The 6,441-nt window shown below is 73.6% G+C and carries 6 protein-coding genes; 4 read left to right on the forward strand and 2 right to left on the reverse strand.

Annotated features, from left to right (window positions below; translation table 11 throughout):
* The first annotated feature begins 61 nt into the window (after window positions 1-61).
* Complete coding sequence (locus tag ACIA6A_RS35345) at window positions 62-655, forward strand: DUF305 domain-containing protein (RefSeq protein ID WP_396102352.1); 594 nt, start codon at window positions 62-64, stop codon at window positions 653-655.
* Here the strand turns inward: ACIA6A_RS35345 and ACIA6A_RS35350 are convergent.
* The gene (locus ACIA6A_RS35350) at window positions 633-2,408 is read right to left on the reverse strand and encodes a sensor histidine kinase (protein WP_396102353.1); all 1,776 of its coding nucleotides are present in this window, start codon (window positions 2,406-2,408) and stop codon (window positions 633-635) included. The two genes, ACIA6A_RS35345 and ACIA6A_RS35350, sit on opposite strands and share 23 nt — an antisense overlap.
* Window positions 2,405-3,103: a response regulator gene (locus ACIA6A_RS35355; RefSeq protein WP_396102354.1), complete on the reverse strand. Its 699-nt coding sequence runs from the start codon at window positions 3,101-3,103 to the stop codon at window positions 2,405-2,407. The genes ACIA6A_RS35350 and ACIA6A_RS35355 overlap by 4 nt, the downstream gene beginning before the upstream one ends.
* A gap of 90 nt (window positions 3,104-3,193) precedes the next feature.
* Here ACIA6A_RS35355 and ACIA6A_RS35360 point away from each other — a divergent pair, with 90 nt between their 5' ends.
* The 3 genes from ACIA6A_RS35360 to ACIA6A_RS35370 are packed head-to-tail and all read left to right on the forward strand — an operon-like array spanning window position 3,194 to window position 6,293.
* Window positions 3,194-4,420: an efflux RND transporter periplasmic adaptor subunit gene (locus ACIA6A_RS35360; RefSeq protein WP_396102355.1), complete on the forward strand. Its 1,227-nt coding sequence runs from the start codon at window positions 3,194-3,196 to the stop codon at window positions 4,418-4,420.
* A 26-nt stretch (window positions 4,421-4,446) separates the two neighbouring features.
* Window positions 4,447-5,100, forward strand: a complete 654-nt coding sequence (locus ACIA6A_RS35365) for an ABC transporter ATP-binding protein (protein WP_396102401.1) — start codon at window positions 4,447-4,449, stop codon at window positions 5,098-5,100.
* Window positions 5,097-6,293, forward strand: coding sequence for an ABC transporter permease (locus ACIA6A_RS35370; protein WP_396102356.1), 1,197 nt, complete (start codon window positions 5,097-5,099; stop codon window positions 6,291-6,293). The genes ACIA6A_RS35365 and ACIA6A_RS35370 overlap by 4 nt, the downstream gene beginning before the upstream one ends.
* Window positions 6,294-6,441 lie beyond the last annotated feature (148 nt).

Genomic DNA, 6,441 nt, shown 5'->3' on the forward strand with positions numbered 1-6,441 from the left:
ACCCGTGCCGGCCCGGCGCGATCACCCGCGCCGGGCCGTTCCTCCCGGAGGACACCACCCCATGCAGGTACGCCGGTACGCCGCGATCGCCGTCCTGGCGGTGACCGCCACCGCGGTCCTGACCCTCAACCGCCATGAAGCAGCCGAGCCCGGGAGCACAGAGCCGCGTCCGGTGGCGGCGGCGGTGGCCTCGCAGCCGCGCGGCACCGACGTGCTGTTCGCGCAGATGATGGTCCTGCACCACGAGCAGGCCGTACGCATGAGCAGGGCCCTGGTCGCCAAGCCGGGTGTGCCGGAACGGCTGCGCCTGATCGCCGACTTCATCGCCCACGACCAGCAACGCGAGATCGACGAGATGAACGGGTGGCTCACCGCGTGGGGACTCCCCGGGGCCGAGGCGGGCGCCCACACCGATCACGGCATGCTGACCGAGGAGCAGCTACGGCAGCTCGACACCGCGGCGTTCCCCGCGGCGGGCCCGCTGTTCCTGGAGCAGATGACCGAGCATCACCGCGGGGCCGTGCTGATGGCACGGTCGCTGCTGGACACCGGTGGCGCCAACGCCTACCTGCACGGCGTGGCCAAGCACGTCATCAACGAGCAGACCGCCGAGATCGACGCCATGCAACGGCTCATCCGGGAAGGCACACCGTGAACACCGTGCCCGCGCCCAGCTGACTCTCCACCTCGATGGTCCCGCCGTGCGCCTCGGCGATCTTGCGGGCGATCGACAGGCCGAGGCCGCTGCCGCCGGTCGCCCGGCTGCGGGAGCCGTCCGCGCGCCAGAACCGGTCGAACACCTTCGGCAGGTTCTCCGCGGCGATCCCGATGCCGGTGTCCCGTACGGTGATCCGGTCGTCCTGAGCACCGACGGTGACCGACCCGCCGGCCGGGGTGTGCCGGATGGCGTTCGACAGCAGGTTGCCGATCAGCTGGCGCAGGCGCACCGCGTCGGCCGAAAGCACCGGATCGCCGTGCACCTCCATGGTCAGCCGCACCCCGGCCGCGTACGCCGGGGCCAGATGGCTGTCGACGACCTGGGCAAGCACGTCCCGGACCGGGGTCGGCTCCGGGTGCACCCGCAACGTCCCCGCGTCCGCCGCCGCCAGATCGCTCAGGTCGTCGATGATGTGCTGCAGCAGCACCGCCTCCTCGTGCAGCAGGCTGAGCAGCTGCGCGTCGGTCGGGGCCAGGTCGTCCTGCGCGGCCTCCAGCCAGCTGCGGATGTTGGTCAGCGGGGTCCGCAGCTCGTGCGCCACGTCGCTGACCATGGCCCGGCGCTGGTCCTCGGCCCGTTCCCGGCGCTGGGCCGAGTCGTTGAGCGCCCGGGCCAGCCGGCCGATCTCGTCGCGGGTCGACACCGGGGCGGGCGTGTGCAGGTCGGCGGCCTCGGTCAGGGCCCGCAGCGGGCGGACCAGCCGGCGCCCGGCCAGCACCGTGACCAGGATCGTGGCCAGCAGCACGGCCCCGGTGGTCGTGACGACCCGGGTGCGGTTCTCGCCGGACAGCGTGAACGTGGTCTGGTCGGCGCCGGTGTCCGGGTCGGTGACGAACAGCAGTGCGGGCGGTGCGACGTACGACCGCAGCAGCGTCTTGCGCGACTTCTCCACACAGCCCCGGGTGCGGGCGGAGTCCCGTTCGCCGGTGGCCGTCGTCGGCGTGACGAGCTTGCGGTCGTACGGGGTCTTCGTCGTGTACGTGGTGAAGTCGGGCCGGACCGTCATCTCCATGCCCTGATCGGTCAGCCCGAGACAGTCGGTGGTCAGCCGGGACAACGACCGCAGCGCCTTGTCCTCGGACTTGGTGACGGCGTCGGCCAGCTCCTGCCCACAGCCGGCGCTGTCCGTGTAGGGCGCGGCCAGCACCAGGGTCGGGCGCCCGCTCGGCAGCCGCTCGACCTTCACGGCGACTCCGCCGCGCTGCAGGCAGACCAGCGCGTCGGAGGCCATCTTGTCCAGATGGTCACGGTCGGCGGTGGCGAGCCGGAACGGCCCGGTCGCGCGGGCATCGATGCGCTCGGTGCCCCCGGTCAGCCCCAGATCCAGCGCGACCGGGTCCACCACCGCCGACGGCCGGGCGGCCAGCAGCGAGGGGCCGGGCCCCGAGTCGGCGATGACCGCCCGGTCCGCGGTCATCAGCGTGATCCGGCGGCCCAGCTTCGCGGCCCGCTGCTCGATCAGGGCCGGGGCCCCGGACCAGTCCGGGTGCGTCGCCGCGTACCCGATCAGCATGTCGTAGACGCCCTTGTCCTCGGTCAGCGACCGGCCCCGCTCCTCGGTGATCGCCCGGGTGGCCGTGGTGGTGGCCAGCCAGGCGGTCGCGGCGATCGCCGCGACCGCGATCAGCACCGACGTGACCAGCAGCCGGGTCACCAGGCTGTGCCGCAACGGCACCCGGTTGCGCCTCACGCCGCGCCCGCGGTGAGCCGGTAGCCGACGCCGAACACGGTGAGCAGCTGCGTGGGCCGCTGCGGATCGGCCTCGACCTTGCGGCGCAGGTTCATCACGTGCACGTCGATGGTCCGCTCGGTGGAACTGCGGTCGATCCCCCGGGTGTGGTGCAGCAGCTGCGCCCGGGTGAACACCCGCTCGGGCTGCTCGGCCATGGCGGCCAGGATCGCGAACTCACCCCGGGTGAACTCGACCGGGACATCGTCGACGCTCACCAGGTGCCGCGCCGCGTCGATCCCGATCCGGCCGATCCGCCGCACCCCCACCACCGCCGGTTCCGGGGCACCCCGCGAGGCCCGGCGCAGCAGGGTACGGACCCGGGCCATCAGCTCCCGCGGACTGTACGGCTTCGTCAGGTAGTCGTCCGCGCCCAGCTCCAGCCCCAGCAGCAGGTCGTCCTCGCCGGTCCGGGCGGTCAGCATCAGCACCAGCACGTCGGACTCCGCGCGCAGCGTGCGGCACACGTGCAGGCCGTCCAGCCCCGGCATCATCACGTCCAGCACCACCAGGTCGGGGCGCAGCCGGCGGGCCTGCTCCAGCGCGGCCCGCCCGTCGTGCACCACGACCGCCTCGTGGCCCTCCGCGGTCAGATAGCGGCGCACCACCTCGGCCTGCCGGGGATCGTCGTCGGCGACCAGGACCTGTGCACACATGACCGGGATGATAGGTCCGCCCCGCACGTGAAAGATCGTTCCCGGCGATACCTGACAGCTTTCTAACGAGTTCCGGTCAGTCTCGTCGGCATGCCTGCTACGCCTGAAGCCGCCACCGAGATCATCCCGAGGATCACCGAGCCACCCCCGCGGCGGCGCCGGACGCTCCGCTGGCTGGTCGCGGGCCTCGTCGTCGCGGCGCTGGGGGCGGGTGCCACGGTCGCGGTGACCCGGCACCGGGCCGCCGGCGCTCCCCAGCCGGAGGGGCCACCCCCGGTCGCCACCGCACAGCTGGAACGGCGGGACCTCTCCACCACGAAGAAAATTGCGGGAAGCATCGGGTACGGCGCGCCGCGACCGCTGGCCGGGCACCTCGACGCGACGGTGACCTGGCTGCCGGCCGCCGGCGCCACGATCAAACGCGGCAAACAGCTGTTCCGGGCGGACGACCGGCCGGTGACGCTGTTCTACGGGTCGATGCCCATGTACCGGGAGATCTCCGGCAAGAACCTCGTCGGCCGGGACGTCCGGATCATCGCCGACAACCTGACCGCGCTCGGCTACGCGATCGGCAGCCAGCCCTGGGAGGGTTCGTACGTCACGCAGAACAAGCCCGGCGCACCCCCACCCGACCCCTCCCCGAGCAGCTCGCCGCCCGGCGCCGCACCCACCACGGTGCAGGTACGGGTCCGCGACGGCGAAGGCGTGCTCACCGCCTCGCTCGTCGCGGCGATCAAGCGCTGGCAGGACGACACCGGATTGCCGGCCACCGGCACCATCGCGGTCGGGGACGTCGAGGTGCTCAGCGGCGCCGTCCGGGTCGACTCGGTCGCCGTGCAACCCGGCTCGCCCGCGAACGCCGACCTGATGGCGGTCACCCCCACCCGCAAGGTGATCACCCTGAACGCGGAACTCAGCGACGCCGGATCGATCAAACGCGGCGCGAAGGTCACCGTGGCGCTGCCCGACGACCGTACGGTGAAAGCCCGTGTCCTGTCCGTCGGCCGCAAGCTCGCCACGAGTGAGGACGGTGCCGGCACCGGGCCGCCGACCCTGACCGTGACCGTCACCGCCGACGAACCGAAGGACATCGCCGGGCTCGACGCGGCCGACGTCGACGTGAACTTCGCCGGCCGGACCGCGAAAGACGTGCTGGCCGCGCCGATCGAGGCCCTCGTCGCGCTCACCGAGGGCGGCTACGCCGTGCAGACACCGGCCGGGCTGACCGCCGTGCGCACCGGCATGTTCGCCGACGGCTGGGTGGAGATCGAGGGCGACGGGCTCGCCGAGGGCACCGACGTGGTGGTCTCCTCGTGAGCGTCCTCAGCCTGCGCGACGTCGGCATGGTCTACCCCGGCGGGGTGGCCGCTCTGGCCGGCGCCACACTCGACATCGCCGCCGGGGAGCTCGTGGCGATCGTCGGGCCGTCCGGTTCCGGCAAGTCGACACTGCTCAACATCATCGGCACGCTGGACCGTCCCACCTCCGGCACCGTGCACCTGTCCGGCCAGGACGTCGCGAAGCTCGGCGACCGCCACCTGTCCGCGCTGCGGGCCCGCGAGATCGGCTTCGTGTTCCAGCAGTTCCACCTCGCCGATGGTCTCAGCGCCACCGACAACGTCGCCACCGGCCTGCTGTACGCCGGCATCCCCCGCCGGAAGCGACCGGGACTGGCCCGCGACGCCCTGGCCCGGGTCGGACTGGCCCACCGGGCCGGGCACCGCCCCCGGGAACTGTCCGGCGGCGAGAAACAACGCGTCGCCATCGCCCGCGCACTGGTCAACCGGCCGTCGCTGGTGCTCGCCGACGAACCCACCGGCGCCCTGGACACCGCCACCGGGCGGACCGTGCTCGCCCTGCTGCGCCGGCTCAACGAGGAAGGCACCACCATCGTGCTGATCACCCACGACCGGGACATCGCGGCCGCCCTGCCCCGCCGGATCGAGATCCGCGACGGCCGCCTGGTCCGCGACGAGGCGCCGGCGGGGACCCGATGATCCGGCCGGTGCGGCTCGCCCCGCTGGACCTGCTCGGCCTCGGGCTGCTGGGCCTGCGCACCCGCCCGGCCCGCGCGGTGCTGTCCGCGCTGGGCATCGCGGTCGGCATCGCCACCATGGTCGTGGTGACCGGCATCCCGGCGTCCAGCCAGGCCGCGCTGCTCGACACGCTCACCGCGCTCGGCACCAACACCCTGCAGGCCACCGCGCTCCAGAACCAGGACCCACCGGCCCAGCTGCCACAATCAGCGGTGGGGATGGTCAAGCGGATCGGCCCGGTCACCGCGGTCAGCGCGGTCGGCAACACCCACACTCTCGTACGCCGTAACGACCGCGCCGACCCGAGCAGCGGCGGTGGCCTGACGGTGCTCGCGAGTCACCTGGACCTGCCGGCCACCATCAACGCCCGGATCCGGTCCGGGACCTGGCTGAGCCCGGCCACCGCCGCGTTCCCCACGGTCGTGCTCGGCTCGGTGGCGGCCACCCGGCTCGGCATCACCGACCTGCCCCCGGGCCGGCCCGCGCCCCAGGTGATGATCGCGGACCGCGAGTTCACCGTCATCGGCGTCCTGGCCACCACCCCGCTGTCCCCGGACATCGACCGCTCGGTGCTGGTCGGCTGGGAGGCCGCCCGCACCCAGCTGCGCTTCGACGGCCACCCGAGCGTCCTGTACGTGCAGAGCGACGAGACCCAGCTCGAGGCGGTCCGCGGGGTCCTGGCCGAGACCATCTCCCCCGAACGCCCCGGCCAGGTCGTGGTCACCCGCCCCTCGGACGCGCTCGCCGCCAAACGGGCCACCCAGGACAGCTTTTCCGTACTCTTCCTCGCCCTGGCCGCGGTCGCCCTCGTCGTCGGCGGGATCGGGGTGGCCAACACCATGGTCGTGTCCGTCCTGGAACGCCGCTCCGAGATCGGCCTGCGCCGCGCGCTCGGCGCCACCCGCGGCCAGATCCGCGGCCAGTTCCTCACCGAATCGGTCGTCCTGGCCACCATCGGCGGCGTGACCGGCACGACCCTCGGCCTGCTCGCCACCATCGGCTGGGCCACCTGGCAACGCTGGCCCATCGTGATCCCCGCCGAATCGGCCGCCCTCGGCGTCGGTGGCGCGGTCGTCATCGGCGTCCTGGCCGGCGTCTACCCCTGCGTCCGGGCGGCCCGCCTCACCCCGACCCAGGCCCTCGCGACCGTCTGATCCCACAAAGAAGCGGGGGGGGGGGGGGGGGGGGGGGGGGGGGGGGGGGGGGGGGGGGGGGGGGGGGGGGGGGGGGGGGGGGGGGGGGGGGGGGGGGCGGGGGGGGCGGGGGCCGGGGTGGCCGTTTCCCTGATTGGGCGGGCCGGGT

The sequence above is a fragment of the Actinoplanes sp. NPDC051494 genome, from assembly GCF_044454705.1.
In the GTDB taxonomy this organism is placed as follows: Bacteria; Actinomycetota; Actinomycetes; order Mycobacteriales; family Micromonosporaceae; genus Actinoplanes.